At 70.6% G+C, this 19,160-nt stretch carries 18 protein-coding genes and 1 pseudogene; 9 read left to right on the top strand and 10 right to left on the bottom strand.

Annotation, left to right across the window (positions count from 1 at the left end; translation table 11 throughout):
- Nucleotides 1–233 precede the first annotated feature (233 nt).
- Nucleotides 234–1,346: a D-glucuronyl C5-epimerase family protein gene (locus H958_RS0122600; RefSeq protein ID WP_028060314.1), complete on the top strand. Its 1,113-nt coding sequence runs from the start codon at nt 234–236 to the stop codon at nt 1,344–1,346.
- A 660-nt stretch (nt 1,347–2,006) separates the two neighbouring features.
- Here H958_RS0122600 and H958_RS0122590 read toward each other — a convergent pair.
- A complete protein-coding gene (locus tag H958_RS0122590) occupies nt 2,007–2,870 on the bottom strand; it encodes a Vgb family protein (protein ID WP_028060313.1) in 864 nt (287 codons plus the stop codon).
- A gap of 455 nt (nt 2,871–3,325) precedes the next feature.
- On the opposite strand from H958_RS0122590, the gene H958_RS0122580 reads away from it, so the two are divergent.
- A complete protein-coding gene (locus tag H958_RS0122580) occupies nt 3,326–3,883 on the top strand; it encodes a dihydrofolate reductase family protein (RefSeq protein WP_028060312.1) in 558 nt (185 codons plus the stop codon).
- A 238-nt stretch (nt 3,884–4,121) separates the two neighbouring features.
- Here the strand turns inward: H958_RS0122580 and H958_RS0122575 are convergent, their stop codons facing one another.
- Nucleotides 4,122–4,571: a hypothetical protein gene (locus H958_RS0122575; RefSeq protein WP_028060311.1), complete on the bottom strand. Its 450-nt coding sequence runs from the start codon at nt 4,569–4,571 to the stop codon at nt 4,122–4,124.
- 200 nt (nt 4,572–4,771) lie between these two features.
- On the opposite strand from H958_RS0122575, the gene H958_RS0122570 reads away from it, so the two are divergent.
- Nucleotides 4,772–5,401 (top strand): glutathione S-transferase family protein, encoded by a 630-nt coding sequence (locus H958_RS0122570; RefSeq protein WP_028060310.1) that lies wholly within the window; start codon nt 4,772–4,774, stop codon nt 5,399–5,401.
- Between the two features lie 295 nt (nt 5,402–5,696).
- Here the strand turns inward: H958_RS0122570 and H958_RS0122565 are convergent, their stop codons facing one another.
- Nucleotides 5,697–6,182, bottom strand: a complete 486-nt coding sequence (locus H958_RS0122565; RefSeq protein ID WP_156028174.1) for a DapH/DapD/GlmU-related protein — start codon at nt 6,180–6,182, stop codon at nt 5,697–5,699.
- Between the two features lie 687 nt (nt 6,183–6,869).
- Nucleotides 6,870–8,492 (bottom strand): GMC family oxidoreductase, encoded by a 1,623-nt coding sequence (locus tag H958_RS39605; RefSeq protein WP_037411184.1) that lies wholly within the window; start codon nt 8,490–8,492, stop codon nt 6,870–6,872.
- Nucleotides 8,493–8,585: 93 nt separating this feature from the next.
- On the opposite strand from H958_RS39605, the gene H958_RS39600 reads away from it, so the two are divergent.
- The 3 genes and pseudogenes from H958_RS39600 (at nt 8,586) to H958_RS48415 (ending at nt 9,778) form a co-directional block, all read left to right on the top strand.
- Nucleotides 8,586–9,335: an alpha/beta hydrolase gene (locus H958_RS39600; RefSeq protein WP_081686174.1), complete on the top strand. Its 750-nt coding sequence runs from the start codon at nt 8,586–8,588 to the stop codon at nt 9,333–9,335.
- Between the two features lies 1 nt (nt 9,336).
- Nucleotides 9,337–9,501, top strand: a pseudogene (locus tag H958_RS49175) (NAD(P)/FAD-dependent oxidoreductase); the annotation flags it as partial.
- Nucleotides 9,502–9,589: 88 nt separating this feature from the next.
- Complete coding sequence (locus H958_RS48415; RefSeq protein WP_028060308.1) at nt 9,590–9,778, top strand: hypothetical protein; 189 nt, start codon at nt 9,590–9,592, stop codon at nt 9,776–9,778.
- A gap of 539 nt (nt 9,779–10,317) precedes the next feature.
- Here the strand turns inward: H958_RS48415 and H958_RS0122535 are convergent.
- Nucleotides 10,318–10,842, bottom strand: coding sequence for a hypothetical protein (locus H958_RS0122535; RefSeq protein WP_028060307.1), 525 nt, complete (start codon nt 10,840–10,842; stop codon nt 10,318–10,320).
- A 245-nt stretch (nt 10,843–11,087) separates the two neighbouring features.
- Here H958_RS0122535 and H958_RS39590 point away from each other — a divergent pair, with 245 nt between their 5' ends.
- The 3 genes from H958_RS39590 to H958_RS0122520 all read left to right on the top strand — a co-directional run bounded on the left by H958_RS39590 (nt 11,088) and on the right by H958_RS0122520 (nt 13,639).
- A complete protein-coding gene (locus H958_RS39590; protein ID WP_037411183.1) occupies nt 11,088–11,624 on the top strand; it encodes an RNA polymerase sigma factor in 537 nt (178 codons plus the stop codon).
- Nucleotides 11,621–12,820 carry a hypothetical protein gene (locus H958_RS0122525; RefSeq protein WP_028060306.1) on the top strand — a complete coding sequence of 400 codons (1,200 nt, stop codon included), beginning with the start codon at nt 11,621–11,623 and terminating at the stop codon, nt 12,818–12,820. Before H958_RS39590 ends, H958_RS0122525 begins: the two co-directional genes overlap by 4 nt.
- Nucleotides 12,821–12,889: 69 nt before the next feature.
- Complete coding sequence (locus tag H958_RS0122520; protein WP_028060305.1) at nt 12,890–13,639, top strand: class I SAM-dependent methyltransferase; 750 nt, start codon at nt 12,890–12,892, stop codon at nt 13,637–13,639.
- A 103-nt stretch (nt 13,640–13,742) separates the two neighbouring features.
- Here the strand turns inward: H958_RS0122520 and H958_RS0122515 are convergent, their stop codons facing one another.
- The 5 genes from H958_RS0122515 to H958_RS0122495 all read right to left on the bottom strand — a co-directional run bounded on the left by H958_RS0122515 (nt 13,743) and on the right by H958_RS0122495 (nt 18,829).
- Nucleotides 13,743–14,033, bottom strand: a complete 291-nt coding sequence (locus H958_RS0122515; protein WP_028060304.1) for a hypothetical protein — start codon at nt 14,031–14,033, stop codon at nt 13,743–13,745.
- A gap of 297 nt (nt 14,034–14,330) precedes the next feature.
- Complete coding sequence (locus H958_RS39585; RefSeq protein ID WP_196807497.1) at nt 14,331–15,731, bottom strand: transposase; 1,401 nt, start codon at nt 15,729–15,731, stop codon at nt 14,331–14,333.
- Nucleotides 15,732–15,938: 207 nt separating this feature from the next.
- On the bottom strand, nt 15,939–16,079 hold the full coding sequence (locus tag H958_RS46625) for a hypothetical protein (RefSeq protein WP_156028170.1): 141 nt from the start codon (nt 16,077–16,079) through the stop codon (nt 15,939–15,941).
- 77 nt (nt 16,080–16,156) lie between these two features.
- Nucleotides 16,157–17,737: an MFS transporter gene (locus H958_RS39580; protein ID WP_407641162.1), complete on the bottom strand. Its 1,581-nt coding sequence runs from the start codon at nt 17,735–17,737 to the stop codon at nt 16,157–16,159.
- Between the two features lie 645 nt (nt 17,738–18,382).
- Nucleotides 18,383–18,829 carry an IS110 family transposase gene (locus H958_RS0122495; RefSeq protein ID WP_028060303.1) on the bottom strand — a complete coding sequence of 149 codons (447 nt, stop codon included), beginning with the start codon at nt 18,827–18,829 and terminating at the stop codon, nt 18,383–18,385.
- Nucleotides 18,830–19,160 lie beyond the last annotated feature (331 nt).

Here is a 19,160-nt window from a genome sequence, read left to right as displayed (position 1 = left end):
GCGGGCGCGTACCGCTTCCACACAGAAGCAGAGGCGCGACACAACGGCTCGCGCACGCTCTCGAGCACGTCGGCGGCGCGCGCGCGCGTCACACTGTCGACCGGAACCCAGCCCACGCGTGTCCCTTCAGCGAGGTCCGCAGCTTGAAGGTCCGTTCCATCGCCTTCCTCGTCGTAGCGCTCGTCGCGTGCGGGCCTCCCTCGGCCTCCGCCCGCCCTGCTCATCGCGACCCTGTGCGCGCCGCGCTCGCCGCCGCTCTGGCGGCGGGGGCGATCGATGCGCCGCTCGCGCATTCTTACCGCGCGACGTACGGCAGCGCGCTCGGCGCCCTGCCCGGACTGGGCGGCGTGCGTCGCCGCGAGCTGCGCGGCGCCGTCCACATCGTGCGCGACATCGCCAGGCGCGGCGCGCTCAGCGCGGAACGCATGCCGCTGGCGTTCCTCACGCTCCAGCGCAACGTCGAGTGGTGGACGGCCCACGGGCCGCCGTCGCCCGGGTCGCCGGGAGAGAAGGACGCGCAGGGGCGACGCTGCAAGCCGCTCCGACAACTACGAGCGCGGGCGGCGCGTGTGAGCTTCCCGGGCAGCGGGCTGGTCTGGGAGTACAACCACGGCCTCGGGCTGCAGCTGCACATCAACGGCACGTTCGCCGCCGCCACCTCGCTGCTTCAGACGAAGGTCCCCACCAAGACGGCGAAGGCGGCACAGATCCTCGACGAGATGCGTCCGCTGGCGTCCCACCGTGGCGGCGCGCTGACCTGGGAGTACTTCTTCCCGTTCGGCGGCGGCAGGCCGCCGTGGGGCAGCGGGCTCTCGCAGGCGACCGCGCTCGAGGCCTACCTGACGGCCGCGATCCTCCTCGGACGTCCCGACTACCTGCAGACCGCGCACGACCTCGTGCGCCTGTTTGCGCTGCGCCCTCCGGCCGGCGTCAACCTGCGCCTGGCGCGCGACGGAAGCTGGTTCGCGCTCTACACGTTCGCCCCCGCCGCCCGCGTCCTCAACGCCCAGCTCAACGCGGTCACGGCACTGCACGACTTCGCCGTAGCGACACACGATCCCCGCGCGAGCGCGCTCGCCCGCGAGGGGCTGCGCGCCGCGCGGCGGCACATCGCGCGCTTCGACACCGGCCGCTGGTCGCTCTACGCCGAGCACGGCCCGCTCGCCGACCTCAGCTACCACGTGCTCAACCGCGACCTCGCTCGCAAGCTCTGCCAGCGCACCGGCGCGCGGGCGATCTGCAGGGCGTGGCACTCGTTCACCGCCGAGCTCGAGCGCCGCTGCCCGCGGGTGTCCCGGCCGCGGCACGACCCGGGACAATTGGTCCGCCGAGCAGGCCCGCGGTAGCGCGCCGACGCGTCAGTGAGACTGCGTTGTTCCGCTGTGACCCTTTCAGCCGGACCGCAGGGCGTGGGCCACCGCCGGCGGCCGCGCGAGCGTTCGACGAGCCGATCGCGCTGAGCCGGTCGTCCCGATCCGGCTCGGCTACAGATCGAGCTCGGCCCAGATCGCGGCGTGGTTCGGACGCCTGCTCGCTCGTGCTGGTCACGCTGTCAAACACCGGCCAGCGCTCGCCGGCGCTGAAGACGCCCTCGCGGAAGATGCCGCCGGCCGTGATCCTGTCGACCGGAGCGGGCGAGAGCAGGAGGCAGTCGACCGGTTGCCCGCGGCGCCGACGACCTCTGGGCCCAGGACATCGCAGAGCCGCCCGTCTGCGCCGGCCCCAGCCGGTCGAAGACCGCCCCGCCATCACGGCCGCCATGGACGAGACTCGGCCTTGGCGAGTCGAAGGTGCCGGGGAAGCCGCCTGAGGGTTGTGTTCTCGCGACTACCCGCCCTCGTCGAGTTCCAGAGGGAATCTCGACCCAGATCGGCCTTCTTCTCCGTCGCGGGTGTGGACGTTGACGCCGGGAACGGTCATCAGCCGCAAGATCTGCGGCGAGGGCAACGCCTGCTCCGCGAGCGCCGCGTGGACGCCGCAGCTCGGGCGCGGAATGCCGTCCGCGGCTACGCGGTGAAGCGGAACAGCGACCCCGACTCGAGCGCGACCCAGAGCGCGCCGTCGGAGCCCACCGCGAGCCCGTGCGGCTCGCTCGACGGTGGCAGCTCGAGCTCGGCAAGCTCGCCCTCGTCGCTGACATGCGCGATCCGCGCGCTCGCCCACAGACTTACCCAGACACCGTCGGCCTGCGCGGCGATCACCGCGTGCGGGCGCGCCTCGCGGTCGGGCAGCGGCAACTCCTGGATCGACCCGTCCGGCGTCACCCGGCCGATCTGCCCAGCGAGGATCTCTGTGAACCAGACCGCATCGTGCGTCGCCGCGATGCCGACCGGGCCGGCGCCGGTTGTCGGCAGCGCGCGCACCGTCACCTCGCCCTCGAGGTCGAGGCGGCCCACCGCGTGCGCCCGGTTGAGCGTGAACCACAACGCGCCGTCGGGGCCGACGGTGATCATCGACGGCATCGCACCCGCCGCCACGGGCAGGGTAAACTCGACGAGCGAGCCGTCGAAATCGAGGCGCCCGATCCGGTCCGTGCCCATCGCCGTGAACCACAGCGCGCCGTCGGGGCCTGCGACGATGCCGAACGGCGCAGTCCCGTCCGGGAGCGCGAACGACGTCGCCTCCCCGCCCGCGGCGATCCGGCCGATCCGGTCATCGCCGGCGCGCGTGAACCACAGCGCGCCGTCGCGACCGGCCGTGATCAGCGACGGGCGCGAGTCCGGTGAGCCGAGCCCGTACACGTCGACGCGCCCGTCGACAGTGACGCGCGCGATCTCGCCGCTGTGGACGAGCGTGACCCAGAGCGCGCCATCCGGTCCGGACGCCACGCCGTAGGGGCCCGCGCCCGCTTCGCCGACCGCTACCACCATCGGCGGCGACTCTAGCGACGGCCGCCGACGAGGCCGGCGTCCATACGGTGGCGCGCAGCGTCGGCGGTCTCCGCGCCGCACCGTTCCTGTCAGGCGGGAGCGCCACACCGCGGACCGGTGCCCGACGAAAGCGTCGTGAGACGCCGCGTCGCATGGGAGGCGGCAGCCCCGTGAGTGTCTCGAGCTCGTCGAGAAGCACCACTCCCGGAGAGACCGACGCTGCGGTCCGTTGCTGGTATGGACCTAGCACGCGACCATGAGCAACACGTCCGCCACGACCAGCAACACTGTCTTCGTGTACGTACTACGCACCGCCGTGTGATCCATCACAGCGGTCAGTGCGTCGGCCGCCGGCCGCGTCCCTAGATGTGTCAACACGAGGCGGGAGCGGTCCGGTTGTTCCCCGATCCACCGATGGGCGATGAGTTCACGCGAGAAAGCAGGTCTCTACCGGCATGAGCGATAGAAAAGTAGTTCTCAAAATGGTCCTGTCCCTCGACGGTTTTGCCACCAGCCCCGACGGGACCCACGAATGGATGTTCGAGTGGTTCGGCGACGACTCGGGTGAGTGGAACCGCCGCGCACTCGAGGAGGCGGGCGTCCACGCGATGGGCCGCCGCAGCTACGAGATCATGGGCCCGTACTGGGCCGCGTCCCACGGGCCGATCGCGACCGCGATGAACGAGAAGCCGAAGGCTGTCTTCTCCCGCACCCTGGAGAAGGCGGAATGGGGACCGGCCGAGATCTTCGGCGGGGACCTGGCCGCGGAGATCGCGGACCTCAAGGCTCGAGACGACGAAGGGACGGTCCTGGTCCACGGCGGCCCCGACTTCGGCAAGTCGCTGACACGTCTGGGACTCGTCGACGAATACCAGCTGACGACGGTCCCGATTGCGATCGGCGCGGGGCGCAGCCCATTCGCCGAACTGGGAGAGCACCTGAAGCTTCACGTCGTCGAGGAGGAACGCTTCCGGAGCGGAGCCCTCGCGCAGATCCTGGTGCCGAAGCGATGAGCGACCGCCCAAACTGATCCGGGCCACCACGGCTACGAGCGGCTCATGACAGCGGCAGCGCGCCCCGGCGCGTAATCGCTCGGAGGCCGCATCCACGGGTAGCCGCTCCGCCGGCGCGTCCCAGTCGGGCGATCGATCCCGTTTGCGCCGTGTACGAGAGCAGCGACATCTCGGCGTCTGAGGAGACTACCGGCGATGCCGCGACGTCCCGTCCGCCGGTTGATCTGGCCCGACGATCTCACGGTCGCCTCTTGCGCCGCCGGTTGGCCCGCGCCAGCTGACCTGCCCGGTTGGCCCGCGCCAGCTGACCTGCCCGGTTGGCCCGCGCCCGCTGACTTGCCCGGTTGGCGCGCGCCAGCTGACCTGCCCGGTTGGCGTGCGCCCGCTGACCTGCCCGGTCCTGGCGTGCCCGCGCCGCCAGGTGCCGGTGGATTTGGCGGGTGGAGAGCAGCTTCCGCGGACGCCCGTTCTGGCGGAACGACCACGGCGTGCCCGCCTTGGAGCGCATCGACCACGGGCGGTTGCGCTTCTTCTTGGGCAAGTTGAGGTCCCGCCCGGTGATGCTCTCGTAGGCTCCCTCCACGATGCCGCGCTTGATCGGCCCGGCGTCGCGGTAGCGCTCCCTGAGCCCGCGCTCGGCCCCCTGGATGATCCAGCGGCCGAAGTCGCGCCAGCCGAGGTCAGTCATACGTGAGACATCCGCGGAGGGTACTTCCCCGCCCCCTTCTGGACAGAATCACGTCCTGGCGCGCGCGGGAGACTCGTCGCGAGGTTCGCGGCGCCGCCCGCGCACTCGCATTCGTCCACGAGCCTTGCGCGGCGACGTCGAGAACCCGCCGACGGCTCCGACCCAGGAGTGTGAACACCCTAACGACAGGAAGGATCCGGATGCTCACTCTCTACGAGCACCCCTTCGCGCTCTACTGCCAGAAGGTCCTGATCGCGCTCAACGAGCAGGGCATCGCCTACGACGTCCTCGAGGAGCAACGCGACTTCGACCGCGCCGAACTGGCCGAGCTGTGGCCGCCGGCGTCGATCCCGGTGCTGCGCGACGGCGACCAGGTGATCGGCGAGACGTCGATCATCATCGAGCACGTCGCCGGCGCGCGGTTGGTGCCGTCGCTGGAGGCCCGCAAGTGGGACCGCCTCTGCGACCAGTACGTCTCCGACGCCGTCCAGGCGATCGTCTTCGACACGATCTACGAGCGCTTCGACGAGCGCGCAGTCAGCCAGGCGCGGGGCCGGCTCGACATGGCCTACGGCATGCTCGAGGCGCAGCTGGCCGGGCACGAGTTCCTCGCCGGCGACACGCTCACGATCGCCGACTGCGCCGCCGCGCCGGGCCTGTTCTACGCCCTGGCGATCCACCCGTGGGACGAGGGAACGCACCCGCACCTGACGCGGTACTACCGCGCGCTCGCGCAACGGCCGTCGTTCGCAAAGGTGATCGCGGACGCGCGGCCCTATCGGCACCTGTTCCCGCTGCCCTGGCCGGCCGACTTCGACCGCTACCACTAACGGCGCGAGACGCCTCGGCGCGTGCTGAACATCATGTGTGTCCACCAGCGGTCGTCGGGCGTCCCTACCTCGCGTGGGAGACTTCGTCGGCGTACACGCGTCCCCACTGCGGCGGGCAGGGCGGGCCGTCGGGCAGTGCCGTGTACGTCGCTGCATCGGTCGTGTCGCGCACGCTCCCGGTACGTTCGGCGAAGGTCCTCGCCACGTATGAGGAGGACGAGGTCGCGCTGGACGGCAGCCGGCCCGCGGGTCTTTCCGTCGGACCCCTTTCCTTGCACCGAGGGGGTACGCCCAGTCAGTCGAGAGAGCGGATGGCTCGTGCCGGTATGCCCGCGACGAGGGTGGCCGGCGGCACGTCGCGGCTGACGACGGCGCCGGCGGCCACGACGGCACCGTCGCCGACCGTCACGCCGCCGAGGACGGTCGCGCCGCCGCCGATCCAGACGTTGGCGCCGATGTGAATCGGCGCGACGGTGATGCCGGCTCGTCGATCAGCAACGGCTGTGGGGTGACCGGTCGTCAAGAGGCTGACGTTCGGCCCGATCATGGAGTCGCCACCGATCTCGATGCCGCCCATGTCGTTGAGGGTGCACCCGTGATTGATGAACACGTTGGCGCCGACCCGGAGCTTGAGCCCGTGGTCGCTGTGGACGGGTGGCACCAGATGGAAGCGCTCGTCGATCGGTCGGCCTGTCAGCTCTGACCACGCGCGGCGGATGGCATCCTGGTCCGAGTACGGAAGCCGGTTGATGGCCTCGCAGCAGGCGAATGCACGCGGCACTCCACGAGTGACGGCTCTGGTCTCTTCGCCCCCTCTCGGAAGAAGCCGCTCGCCCCTCACGACGGGCGACGCGATCGAGCGATGCAAAACATGCCGTCGACTCTAGCTCCGGCTGAGGACGGCGATCCCGCGGGAGCGGGCGACGCTCAGAGATAAGCGCTGCCTCTCTCGGCCGCCGAGTTCGCGAGCGCGGCAGACGCGTCGTTTCGTCGAGATCCGAGACTTTGGCAGGAATTCGCGTGACCCTCCGTAGAGCCCGGCGGTGGACATCGCGGCAGACCAGATCCGGCCCGCCGCGCCGCGTCCGTGTCCGGTTTGGTCGTGCGTCACGGCCTGCCGCAGCGTCTGGCGCCCCGGATCCCGTGCTGGCGTACGAGCCGCTTGATCGTGTCGCGCCCGACATCCTCGACGCCGTGCGATTGCCCAACGGGCCATCGCCGCGGGCGCGACCGAGATCGCCGCGGCCGCCGACAGGCTTTCGGATTGCGACAAGGACGGCTCGAGGATCCCTTCGGTCACCACCGGCTGATCGGGCGACCGCTGGCCGATGAGACACCGGCTCATCATCGGCAGCGACGCAGGGCCTTCACCAACCCGGACGGGTTCGAGTGAGAGACCGCGCCGGCATCGCTCGTCGTTCGCCACGGCGCCGATCGCCCGCTGAGTCGAGGAACGGTGGGGCGGCGCTCAGGCGACGCGCGCCCGCGCCGTTTCGTCGCCGAGCGGTGTTCGCCCGCGGATCAGGTCGGCGGCCCGCTCGGCGATCGCGATGGTCGGGGCGTTCGTGTTTCCGCGGGGCACGCTCGGCATCACCGACGCGTCGACGACGCGCAGCCCGTCGGTGCCGCGCACGCGCAGCTCGAGGTCTACGACCGCGAGCTCGTCGACGCCCAGCTTGCAGCTGCTCGTTGCATGGAGCCCCGATCCCGTGTGCCGTCGCAGCATCGCGGCGATGTCCGCGTCGGAGTCGGAGGCCGGGTACTGGTAGGGCTCGCCGAGGCAGCCGGCGAGCGGTTGAGTGCGCGCGAGCTCCATGCAGAGGCGAGTCCCGGCAATCTGCGTGCGCAGATCCGCCGGCTCGGCGTAGTAGTTGTGGACGATCAGCGGCTTCGCGGTCGGGTCGGGGGAGACGAGCGCCACGTAGCCGGTGCTCGCCGGCTTGGTCACGCACTGGGCCAGCGTCACGCCGGGGGCGTGCGCGGGCACCAGCGCTTCGTCGCGCAGCAGCGCGGGGATGCAGTAGAGCTGCACGTCGGGCGTCTCGAGGCCGTCGTCGGTGCGAACGAACCCGCCGGCTTGGAGACCGGGCGCGGTCAGCGGACCTTGGCCCTGCTCGAGCAGCTCGAGGTTGGTCTCGTTGAACGCGCCGAACATCGTGTCGTCGCGGTCGGTGAGGAAGACGATCTCGGCGAACGGGTGGTCCTGGAGGTTGCAACCCACGCCCGGGAGGTCGGAGACCGACCAGATCCCCAGCTGGGCGAGTTCGTCCGGGCGGCCGATCCCCGACTGCATCAACAGCTGTGGCGAGCCGTACGCGCCTGCGCACACGATCACCTCGCGCTCGGCGCGGAACTCGAGCCGCTCGTCGAGGCGCAGCCCGGCGACGCCGACCGCACGCGTGCCCTTGAAGATGATGTTGAGCGCGTGCACGCGCGTCTCGACAGTGAGATTGGGCCGGCTCGCGGCCGGGTGCAGATACGCCGCGGCCGTGCTCGCCCGCAGGCCGTCCCGGGTGGTCGTCTGATACCAGCCGATGCCCTCCTGATCGGGCCCGTTGAAGTCGTCGTTGGCGGGCAGTCCGTGCACTGCCGCGGCCTCGATGAACGCCTGCTGGATCGCGTTGCGGTGGCGCACGTCGGACACGGCCAACGGACCGCCGGCGCCGTGCAGCGCGCTGGCCCCGCGCTCGTTGTCCTCGGCGCGCTTGAAGTACGGCAGCAGGTCGTCCCACCCCCAGCCCTCGCAGCCGAGCTCGCGCCACTCGTCGTAGTCGCGCCGGTGGCCCCGGATGTAGATCGTCGCGTTCGTGGACGAGGTGCCGCCGAGCCCCTTGCCGCGCGGCAGGTAGACACGTCGGTTGTCGCACTCGGGCTCGGGGCCGGTCGAGTGGTCCCAGTCGTGATCGGTACGCAACAGCGTCGCGAAGACGGCCGGGATCTGGAGCATCTCGTCCGAATCAGGCCCACCGGCCTCGAGCAGCAGCACACGCGCGTCCGGGTCCTCGCTCAAGCGGCTGGCCAACACGCAACCGGCCGAGCCGGCGCCGACGATGACGTAATCGTACGTCGCATCTCTGGGGTCGGCGCTCATCGGACCGGAACCGCTGGAGCGTGGGGCGGGACGAAGAAGAGCGGCATTCGCCAGTTGTGCCCAGCCGTGCCGGCATGGTCCAGACGAAGGGCGATGGACACCACGTTCGGGGCATCCGGGGCGCTGCGGCGCGTTGCCGCTCACGGCCCGGGTGAAGCGGGTTTCAGGCCGGGCGGAGGGTCTATGCAGACAGTCCGAACGGGCAAAGTCCTGCTTGGGCGATTCGACCCACGATCTGGGTCAAGGCGAGAGCTCGCCCCCGCGCCGCTCGAAGACTGTTGGGACGCGCTGAACTGGGCGGCGCAAGAACACGCGTCCGTCCCGCTGATGGTCGGCGGTGACAGCTCGGGCGGCAACCTCGCGGCGGTCTGCGCCCTGCGCGCCCGAGACCGAGGCGGACCCGCGCTCAGCCTGCAGGTCCTCGTGTATCCGGTGACCGACCACGCCATGACCACGGCCTCCTTTGTCGAGCACGCCACTGACGCGCTGGTCGGCAGCCAGGAGATGCGGTGGTTCTGGGATCACTACGTCGTCGACGTCGCCCATCGCGAGGACGCGGAGGTGTCGCCGCTTCGCGCCCCGGACATGTCGAAGCTGCCGCCGGCCGTCATGGCGGTCGCCGAATACGACCCGCTGCGCGACCACGTCATCGCATATGCGCAGCGCCTCCGCGCTGCCGGCACCGACGTGACCCTCCGCCGTTACGACGACATGTTCCACGGCTTCTTCTCGATGGTGAACGTGTTCGAACGAGCAACGAGGCGGTCGAGGCGGTCGCCGGCGACATCCGCGCGGCGATCCCATCACGCCCAAGCCGAATATCGCGCGGCTGCACCGCGATGAGGTGGAGTTCGTCGACGGCTCGCGCGAGCGTGTCGACGTCGTCGTCTACTGCACCGGCTACCGCATCAGCTTCCCGTTCTTCGATCCGGGCTTCATCTCCGCGCCCGGCAACCGGATCGGGCTGTTCCGCCGGGTCCTGCACCCGGACATCCCGAGCGTCTTCTTCGTCGGCCTCGTGCAGCCGCTCGGCGCGACGATGCCGATCGCCGAGACCCAGGGCCGGGTGGATCGCCGACAATCTGTGCGGCGACTACGTGCCGCCCGGGCGCGCCGAGATGCTGCGCGACATCGAGGAGGAGGACGAGGCGATGCGCCGGCGCTACGTCGCCTCCAAGCGCCACACGATCGAGGTCGACTTCGACGACTACCTGCGCGCGCTCGAGCATGAGCGCCGGGAAGTCGCGCGGCGGGCAGATCGCGAGCTGCGCCAGGTCGCCGCCTGACGGTCAGCGGCGTCGCGCGATCCCGAGGATGTACGGGATGCGAGGTTCGATCGTGAGCGCTCTGAACGCGAACCGCTCGCAGCGCTCGATCTCGAAGCCCGCAGCCGCGATCGCGGCCCGGGTGTCGCGCGCGGGTGACATCCGCCGCCGTCGCCGGCCGGATCCCGCTGTGGTCGGCGAGCTGCAACATCGCCCGCTTCGGCTGACGGCGGGCGATCACGTGCTCGTACGAGCTTCGGAATGCCGTCGAGCCTGCGCTGAGGGCGTCGGCGGCCAGCGGTCGCACGGCGTTGATCGGCTGGGCGCGGGCGGCGCGGGCTGCGGCTCGATGGGTCGCGCCGCGCGCCTACGCCCGCGGGTCACTCCAACGGCGCGCGGCTGGGCAGGTACGTCGGGTGCCGCGGCGGCTGCAACGGGCAGCCGTGGCCGCAGAGCTCGAACTCGTCCGCGTTGTGGAGCACGAGCGTGACGTCGCCGACGCGTGCCTGCCACAGGTCCTCGCCGCCGATCCGCGCGCGGTATCGGGCGGCGCCGCGCGCTTACATCAGGCCCGCGCGGCCCGGACAGCCGGCCGGGTCGCCCTGGCACAGCCGAGCCCAGTAGGGCGCGCCGTCCGCGTACTGCGGCGGCAGCACCTCGTCGCCGGGCGCGTCGGACGCGCGCAGCCGGCGCTCGACGTTGGTGAACAAGTCCACCTCGTACGGCGAGCAGCCGCGGCCGCGCGTGTACGGGATCGGCCAGCCGTTCTCGTCGGCCGTGTCGTACGGCGGCTCAGACGTGCAGCGCGAGTAGACGGCGACACGATGACCGTGCGGGCCGGGACCGAGGTCGGCATCGAACGGCACCGTGCGCTCGTCGATCGGCAGCGGGATCGGCACGGCGCGACCGTGCGCGTACCAGAGCTGGAACTCACGCGTGGCCGGGTCGCTGCGGCTGTAGACGACGTCGGAGCCGGACGCGCTGACGGGTGTCGGCTTGTCCACGCGCACGAGCGTGCGCGCGTGCGCGGCGCCGGGAGCCGCGAGCACCATCAGCGCTGCGAAGGAGAGCGTGCGACGGAGCATTCGCCACCCATCGTGTCCGGTGCGCCGGCCGGCGCGGTCCACCCTAGGGGTGGACGCGCCCGCACCCGGTCAGAGCTCGCGCCCTAGGCGCATGATCCTCTCGCGACGCGCCGGGCGCTCGCGAACCCACTCCTCGTTCGCCGAGACCGATTGGCGCGGCCCGCGTAGCCGATCGCCTCCTGTCCTCGGCGGTTGTCATCGGTCCGCTCGTCACAAAACGGGCCGCCGTGGCGCAATAGGAAGACATGGGCCGTGACGGCGACGCAAAGCTGCTGCGAGACGACGGTGCCTTCGGGGCTTTCTACCGCCGCCATGAGCGGGCGGTGGTGACGTTCGTCGGCCGGATGGTCGGCGATCCCGAGGTGACGATCGACGTGGTCGCGGAGACGTTCGCACGCGCGTACGAGTCACGCGACGCGTATCGGCCCGAAGTCGGCGGCGCGCGGGCGTGGCTGCTCGGCATCGCGCGGCACGTCGTGCTCGCCGCGTGGCGCGAAGGGCGCGTCGAGAGCGAGATGCGGCGCCGGCTCGGCATGCGCGTGCTCGAGCCGAGCGAGCAAACCCTGCGGTCGGTGGAGGAAGCGGTGCTGGAGTCGGAGGGCGCCGTGGTGGAGGCGTGGCTGGCGGATCTGCCGGCCGACCAGCGCGAGGCGGTCCGCCGGCGTGTGCTGGCCGAGGAGGACTACGGCGTGATCGCGCGTGACCTGGAGTGCTCGCCGGCGGTGGTGCGCCAGCGGGTCTCGCGCGGCATTGCGGCGCTGCGAAGGGATGTGAAGCCATGACGTTGATCCCGGAACTCGAACGCGAGCTCGAACGCGTCCTCCCGCCCCGCCGGCGGCGCTTCTCGCTGAAGCTCGGCCTCGGCCTGCCGGTGCTGCTCGTGGCTGGAACGACAGCTGCGCTGGCGGCCGGCGGCGTGATCCCGATCGGCGCGCCCGCCAAGGACCCGGTGCAGCCGTCCAACCCGCACACCGGGCTCGGCCAGGTGACCGGCGGCAGCAGCCGCGTGCTGGGTGTTCAAACGGCGGATCCCGACGGCGGCCCGCCTTGGGGCATGCAGCTGGTCACGACCAGTCGCGGCCTCGGCTGCCTGCAGGCCGGGCGCCTGGTCAACGGACGCATCGGGGTGCTCGGGCGCGACGGCGCCTTCCACAACGACGGCCGCTTCCACCCCTTCCCCGCCGATGGGATCGGTCATCCGGGAACGTGCGCGTCGCTCGACGGCGCTCGCCGGCTGATCGCGAACATCACGCTCGGCGGGATCGCGGCCAGCGCGAGTCCTAACGCGGAGTGCATGCCGCCGCAGTTCACGAGCGGCGTGCCCAAGAGCAAGCTCTGCGACCCGGACAGCGTGCGCATCCTCTACTACGGGACGCTCGGCCCGCAGGCGCAGAGCATCGTGGTCGGCTCGCGCGTGATCCCGACGACGGGCGACGACGGCGCCTACCTGATCGTCGATCGGATCGGCAACAGTGGCATCGGCGGCGTTGGCGTCACGCCGTATCCCACCAACGGCCCGATCACCGAGATCCGCTTCAAGGACGGCAGCTCCTGCAAACTCGGGCCCTCCGGTCCGACCGGGCCCGCGCATACATGCGCCAATCCCGGCTACACCGCGCCGGCCGCGCCGCCTGTCGACAGCGCCGACGTCCGCACCCCGATTCACATCGCGACGTTCCATCGTGGCAAGCACTGGCATGCCCGCATCAGCTTCCGCGCCCGCGTCGCCGTGACCGACGCCGGCAGCTCCTACGGGCTGATCCTCGTCAGCCCGTCCAAGAAGCACCCCGGCCGCGGCGTCGGAACCTCGACCCAGCGCGACATCAAGGCCGGCGAGACCGTCGTGTTCAAGCTCGACTGGCTCTCCGGTCACGGCCGCTATCACGGCCTGATCACCTACTCGACCCGGGGCGGCGCGTTCGCCATGCCTGACCACAACGGCGCGCTCGTCGGCAGGGTCTCCTTCCGACTACCGTGACCGCCCGTCGCGACGTGTTCGCGCCATCGACGCGTGCTGCTTCAGAGCCATGCGTGTAGCGTCGCGGCCGTGCCGCATGTCGACTACGAGCAGTACGGAAGCGGCTACGCGCGTCACAGGCGTGCGGATCCGCGAATCGCGGCGCGCATCCACGCGGCGTTGGGCGACGCACCGACCGTGCTGAACGTCGGCGCCGGCGCCGGCTCGTATGAGCCGGAGGACCGCTGGGTTCTTGCGATCGAGCCGAGCGCAACGATGCGCGCGCAGCGCGCGCCGGGCGCCGCGCCGGCGATCGCCGCGCGCGCCGAGGCGCTGCCGCTGGATGACGGCGCGGTCGACGCGGCGATGGCCTGCGTCACGGTCCATCACTGGGAGCCGCCGGCGGCGGGCCTGGCCGAGTTGCGTCGTGTCGCGCGCGGCGCCGTCGTGGTGCTCACGTTCGACCTCGAAGCGCTGCCGGTGTGGCAGCAGGAGTACCTGGCTGAGGGACTGATGATCGAGCGGCCGCGCTTCCCTCGCGTTGACGCTGTCGCCGCCGCGCTCGGCGGACACACGCGCATCGCGCGGATCCAGACTCCCAGCGATTGCGTCGACGGCTTCCTTGAGGCGTTCTGGCGTCGCCCCGAGGCTCTGCTCGATCCCGCTGTGCGAGCGGCCCAGTCGATGTGGGCGCTGTTGGCTCCCGGCGTCGAGGAGCGCATCGTCGGCCGTCTCGCGGCGGCGCTCGACTCGGGCGCGTGGGACGCCGAGCATGGGCACCTGCGCACGGGCGACACCTACGACGGTGCGCTTCGACTCGTCGTCTCCGACGCGACCTGACCAGCCCGAGGGGTCCTGTTTCGATTCCTGACTGTTGTCACCACCCGTTGCTGTCCTCGGTCCGGCTCGGTGTCGTGCGCCACGCGATGCCGAGATTGTGGCGCTACGCGCTGAAGTGGAGGACCGCGTCTCCCTCCGTGATCGCAGGGGGATCGACCGGCGCGCTGAGCTTCGCCTTGACCCACTCCGCTGCGCGCCGGGAGGACTCGTCCGCGCCGGCCTTATCGTCACAGACAGTTACCGCCACGCCGCCGTCCCCGGTGCGAACGGCCACGTAGCTGACGAAGCCCTCGACCTCGGTCATGATGCCCCTCACGTCCTTCTCGCGCTGACCGAGAAGCTCGAAGAGCTCCGACGCGCCCTGCCCCGAATAGGTGCGAACGACCGCGTGCATGCCGACCTGCCTTTCACGTGGCGGATGCCACTTCGATGGGCTTTGGCCAACGCTAACGGACCGGCGCCACGGCATCCCTTCCTGATGATCAACCGTCCGCGCCGAACGCCGAATCACGCGCACGCCGGGCTGCCCTTCGAGCGAGGCTGTCGCGCTAAGTCGGTTTGGTCGCTTCGTCGGCGGTCCGCGGGGACCGATGGGCGAGGGGCTCAACTCCGGTGCCCCACCGAACGGGGAATGCCCGGGGCCGTCGCCAGGGGTCGTGCTCGTGCTCGGGGCCGGCGCCCGCCGCCGCGGTCAGATGACCGTGGCGGTGAAGTGCTGGTGGAGCTTGAGGAGGTTATGGGTGGTCGCGATCAGTCGCCATTCGGTCCGGGCGGCGGCTCGGCCGCGTCGGGAGAAGCGGGTGAATCCGCGGTTGTGTTTGGTGTGACCGAAGATCGGTTCGATGAGCTGTTTGCGCTGCCGGTAGAGCTCGTTGCCGCGTTCGGTGGCGAGCGCGGCGCGCATGAAGTCATAAGCGCCGCCGGTCCAGCCCGGCCGCGGAGATGCACGGCGGCTGGAGTCAGGTGCGATCAGTACCGGGATGCCGTCGCCGGTGATCTCGTTCATCTGGTTCAGATGCCAGTAGCCGGCGTCGGCGAGCACCACTTCAGGTGTGCTGTTGACGTCGGCGGCGGCGAGCTCGGCCCGAGCGGCGTTGAGCATCGGCAGCAGGTGCCCGAAGTCTGGGGAGGCGGTCATCACCTCAGCCGCCAGGATCAGGTATTGCTCGTTGCAGACGGCTTGGGCGTTGTAGCCCTGGATGTAACCGCGCATGCCGTGCACCAGGCGCGAGTCCGGGTCGGTGAGATTGATCTTGCCCGCAGGTGTCGCCGGCGGCGTGTAGGGCTTGGGCGGGCCGCCGAAGCGGCGGCCGTTTTTCATCACGCCGCGCGACCGGTAGGCCTCGTAGCGCGCGTTGGCGTCGCGCTCGACGGCGAGCTCCTGCTCGAGCCGGCGCCGAGCCTCAAGCAACCGCGAGGCCCGTGACCGAGGGATCGGCCGCGCCTCGCGAGCACGTCGCTGCTCAAGCCGCTGACGCGCGGCGCGCAGCCAGCGCTGGCGCCCTTCGGGGGTCGCGACCGGTTCGGGCAGCTCATCGCCACGGTGCTCACCGTGGACGGCGGTCTCGGCGATGTCGGTCTGGATCACTTCCTCGATGATCGCCTCAGCGATCTGCTCGTAGGTCATGGTCCGGTCGCGATGGGCGTTGGCGTGGACCTTGGTCCCGTCGATCGCGACGATCCCGACCGTCGCCAAGCCCGCGTCGGCGCACAGCTCGAGCACCTGCCCGAACAGCTCACCCAACGCGCTCTCGTGGCGCACGACAAAGCGCGCCAGCGTCGCGTGGTCCGGGCGCTGCTGCGCGGCGATCACGCGGCAGGCGACGTCTTCCACGCAGGCCCGTTCGATCGCTCGCGAGGACCGCACCGAGCGCGACCAGCAATACAGCAACAGCGCGATCACCATCGACGGCTCATACGCCGCGCGCCCGTGCCCGTCCGCCCGATACGCCGCGTAGAACTGCGACGTATCGATCACGCCGACCGCGTCAATCACAAACCACGCGAGATGGTTTTCGGGCAGCCAGTCGCGGACGTCGGGCGGGAACAAAAACGACTGCTCACGATCACACGCCAAGAAGTTCTGCGCCATGCCCGCAATCCTCTTAAACCCGCCGGACAGCAGCCCCCTTTGTGCGACAGCCTCGAGCGAAAGCAGGAGTGTCGGACGTTGGCCGCGGGCGAAGTCGATGCCGGGGGTCGCGTGAGAAGCAACGCAACGGCGATGACCTGGCGGTCCGATCACAGTCATTGCCGCCTGCACGTCCGTCCTGATGCGCCCTGCTCCGTCTGCTCCCGATCACCTCGGCGACACCGTGAGGGGCCCCGGCGGGTGCTCGCGGACGTGGGCGGTGAGCACCTCCATCACCTGCGGGTGGTCTTGCCGAGAGTCGCTCGCGATCCGCCCGAGCGCGTAGATGCCGCCGATCCGGACGTCCATCGACGGGTTGCCGAGCTGGTCGATTGCCCGTGTGAAGCGTTCAGTGATGTGGCTTCGCGATCTAGGTCCTACACCAGCTAGGCCGCTCTCTGAGAGGGCTCGGAGGGCTCGGCCACGACTTCGCGTGGGGTATCGCTGGGAACTGCCGCAACGCGGGTCGCCCGGGCGCTGATCCCCACGGCCAGGAAGGCCACGATTCCGGTGACGAAGACGATCGCGGCGGCGATCGCCATCGCGGCGTCGAGGCCGGCTGTGAATGCCAGCAGGTCGCTCTTGGTGATCGCCTGAGCGGTGCTCGCCGGAAATCCTCTTGGGATCGGGACGATGCCTTGGGCGATGCTGTGGCCGGTTCCTTGGAGCTGGTGGACCAGCTGGGCGGGAACACCCGCCTGTGTCAGCTTGTGGGGCAAGGTCGAGGTGACGCGGCTGACGATCACCGAGCCGAGCACGGAGAGCCCGAGCAGCCCGCCGACTTGGACCGCGGTGCTCGTCATGCCGCCGGCGATCCCGGCTTGACCGGGGGGTGCTCCCCCGACGATCGCTCGCGCGAATGCGGTCTGGGCCGGACCGAACCCAAGTCCGATGAGCGCCAGGAACGGCCAGATCGAGCTGAACGAGGTCTGTGGTCCTAGGCGGGAAAGGCCGATCAGTCCCCCGGCGCTCAGCAGCGCGCCGACGAGCAGCGGGACACGCGGTCCGATCTTGGCCACGGCGCGGCTCCCGGCGAACGCGCTGATCCCCATCACCCCGGTCAGCGCCAACAGCCGAACCCCGGTCTGGCTGGCCGTGTACCCGTGCACGCGCTGCAAGTACAGGGTGACGAAGAACAGCACGGAGTAGAGCCCGATCATCACGGCCAACGCCATCACGACGCCGGATGAGAACTGCGCGGAGCGGAACAGGCTGAGGGGAATGTGCGGCTGGCGGACGCGTTCCTCGCGGATCTCCCATGCGATGAACAGAACGAGCAGCAGTGCCGCCGTGAGCAGCCAGGCGAACGGGGTGAAGTGACCCCAGCCGTGCTTCTCGGCGTCGATCAGGCCCCAAATGAGGGTGAACAGCGTGCCGGTGAGCAGGGCGATCCCGGGCGGGTCAAACCGCCGGCCTTCGGCCTGATCGCGGGATTCGCGGATCACCCACGTTCCGACGAGCAGCGATACCGCCGCGACCGGGACGTTGACGAAGAAGATCCAGCGCCAGCTCGTGTGACTGATCAACAGCCCTCCCGCGATCGGACCCGATGCGATCCCGAGCGAGGAGCTCATCGTCCAGAGCCCGATCGCGGCGGCGAGCTTCTCGAGCGGGAACGTTGCGCGGAGCGTCGCGAGCGTCTGCGGGACGATGATCGCGCCGAACAGACCCTGCGCGGCGCGAAAGGCGATCAGCTCGCCGAGTGAAGTGGACAGGCCGCACGCCAGAGACGCGAGCGCGAACCCGGCCGTGCCGATCAGAAAGATGCGTTTGCGTCCGAGCTGATCGCCGAGCTTGCCGCCGGTGATCAGCGTGACCGCGAGCGCGAGCAGGTAGGCGTTGGTGACCCACTGCAACTGCGGCAGGGTCGCGTGGAAGTGATGCCCAATCGTCGGGTTGGCGACAGCCACGATCGTCGAGTCGAGGCCGATCATCCCCAGGCCGAACGCGGCCGCCAGCAGCGTCAGCCAGGGATGGCCGAGGCCGCGACGGGTGGCTGGGAGGACTGATCGACGTGGGGCGCGGTCCGATGCTCGACCGTTCAGAGCGGGAGTGCTCGAGCCGGCGGGGTCTGCGGGTGCCATCGAAACTCCTTGGGTGACCAGCGGTTAACGAACACGTCCGCGCGGCGACGTTGGGGCGGTAGCCGAGGTCGGTCATCGCCTGCGCCAGCCGGTGCCGCGTCTCCTCGCCCATCAGGTGGTCTGGCCGGCCTTCGTGTCCTTTACGAACCAGCTGAAGCGGGTGGCCGTTATAGGTGACCTGCGAAGGGCGACGCCGTCGCGGCGCCCACACCGCCGCAGGCTGCGACGGACGGACCGACCAGCGCGAGCACCGCTGCGCGGGCGAGCAAGGTAATGGGTCTGCTGCGTGTCATATCGCTCCTTCCTCGGGAGCGTCGACAGTCGCAACGACGAGCGATTATCGAATCACGCGACGCGTAGTCCTCCATCGGAAACCTCGTAGTCGCGGATCGCGGTCGCTGGGCGGACAGGTCTGGGTGGTCTCGGGTCCCGGGCCGGGCGCGATGTCGAGATCGCGTCGGCGTTTCAGTCTGATGATGCGGGCGTCGGCTAGCCCAGGGCGCTGGCTTCGTCGCCGGCGTGCGCGGTCTAGGAACGAGCGTGGCCGTGTGACGGGCTGCTCATGTGCGTGAACGTCTGCGCGGCGAGCCGCCGGCGGTGCTCGCGGTTCCACGTCGTCGCGCCCTCATAGACGCGGCCGTGCAGCAACAGCAACTTCGGCACCCGATGGCGCGCACGCGCGAGATCTCGGCGCGCGTGCTCGCGCGTCCTGGCCAGGTGCCGCACCGCCTCCAGCCAGTCCGGCGGCACCGGCACCACCGTGAGCCGGCCGGCGAGCAGCAAGCGCGCGAGCAACTCGGCGTCCTTGCGATCGGTCTTGACCCGATCCGCGGCCGCGCGCGGCGTCTTGCCAGGCGCGACCACCTGCACCGTGACGCCGGCCGCTTCCGCGGCCCGCGCGAGCGCGAAGCCCGGCGGCCCCGCCTCATACACCGCCCACAGCGGCTCCGGCAAGCCGCGCAGCCACTCGGTCACAGCGTCTAGCTACTTCCCCCGGATAAACGGGTGAAGTGAGAACGGCCGCGCGGGCGGCGCGGCCGTTCATCGGGCGGGTCGTGGGCGGGCGGCTCCGCGACCGGTGGTGATGGTGTCAGGCGGTCCGGACGGGTGTGGCGGGCGGTGGTTGGCGGGCCCGCCGGCCGTTCAGCGGATCGCGTCGCCGGTCGCGTCAGGTGGTCGTGAGGGCGAGCGTGTCGAGGTTGTAGGCGAGGATCGCCCAGGCGGCCCAGGTGCGGGCGCCGGTGTGGCCTTTGAGGCGGGATCGGTCGAGGCCGTAGCGTCGCTTGAGGTGACTGATGCGGCCTTC

The sequence above is a fragment of the Candidatus Solirubrobacter pratensis genome, assembly GCF_000425945.1.
Lineage (GTDB): Bacteria > Actinomycetota > Thermoleophilia > Solirubrobacterales > Solirubrobacteraceae > Solirubrobacter > Solirubrobacter pratensis.
The sequence above is the reverse complement of the archived record's forward strand: the minus strand, read 5'-3'. Positions and strand labels throughout refer to the sequence as shown.